A 975-nucleotide genomic window follows, 5' to 3' on the forward strand; every position below is an offset into this window, starting at 1 on the left:
TGCGGGCAAATTCGTCCAGCCCGGCATAATCCGCCTCGACCCCGGCGACCTTCAGCAGTTCGGCAACGACGCGCTGATGCACGTCGCTATTCTGCCGCATGTCGAGCGTGGCGAGATGGAAGCCGAAGGTTTCGACCGCGCGGATCAGCCGGCCGAGCGCGCCGCCGGTCGACAGCGCGCCATCACCCTCGCTCGCCAGCCCCTGCGCCACAGTGACAAGGTCGCGGCGGAAATCGCCCGGCGCGGCGTAAGGCTCGCCCTTCAGTGCCGACGGACGCGGCGGCGCCTTGCCGACCAGATGGACATAGGTGGTCGCCAGCCGCGCATAAATGCCGGAAATGGCCCGGCGATAGGGCTCATCCTGCCGGCTGGGCGATGCGTCGCCGCTCGCCTCGGCCAGGTCCAGTACCGCCTGGGGCACATGGGCCAGTTCGGTCGAAACCGACAGTTCCGCGCCCAGCGCATGGATCGATTCCATATAATAAGCGAGCGCCGCCTCGCAGCCGCGGCCCAGCGCCGATCGCAGCTGCGGCGCCTGGACGAACGGGTTGCCGTCGCGATCGCCACCGATCCAGTTGCCCACCCGCAGGAAGCTGTGCGGCCGCGCGCCCAGCACCCGTTCCCACCGGCCATAGAGCGCCGGCAGCGTCGGCAGGAAGATGTCGCGGAAATAGGTCAGGACATTGTCGATCTCGTCCTGCACGAACAATTTCTCGCGGCGCAGCGGGCGCGTTTGCCACAGCAGCGCGATCTGACGGAAGATCGCCTCGTCCAGATTCTCGCCATCATCCGTCTCGGTCCGCCCGGCATCCTTGAGCTGCATCAGGTCGGCGATGCGATTCTTGTGGTCGATCATGCTCTTGCGCCGCACCTCGGTCGGGTGGGCGGTCAGCACCGGCACGATCAGGCTGTGCGACAGCAATTCCAGCACCGCATCCTTGCCGATGCCATGCGATTCGAGCTTGGCCACCGCGG

The 975-nt window shown here is 67.0% G+C and carries 1 protein-coding gene; it reads right to left on the minus strand.

Annotated elements, in window-relative coordinates; all coding sequences use genetic code 11:
• The coding region (locus BRX37_RS26285) for a phosphoenolpyruvate carboxylase (RefSeq protein WP_125990373.1) at positions 1 to 975 on the minus strand (975 nt) is incomplete at both ends.

Origin of the sequence: Sphingomonas sp. S-NIH.Pt3_0716 (genome assembly GCF_003950715.1) — a bacterium.
GTDB classification, from domain to species: Bacteria; Pseudomonadota; Alphaproteobacteria; order Sphingomonadales; family Sphingomonadaceae; genus Sphingobium; species Sphingobium yanoikuyae_A.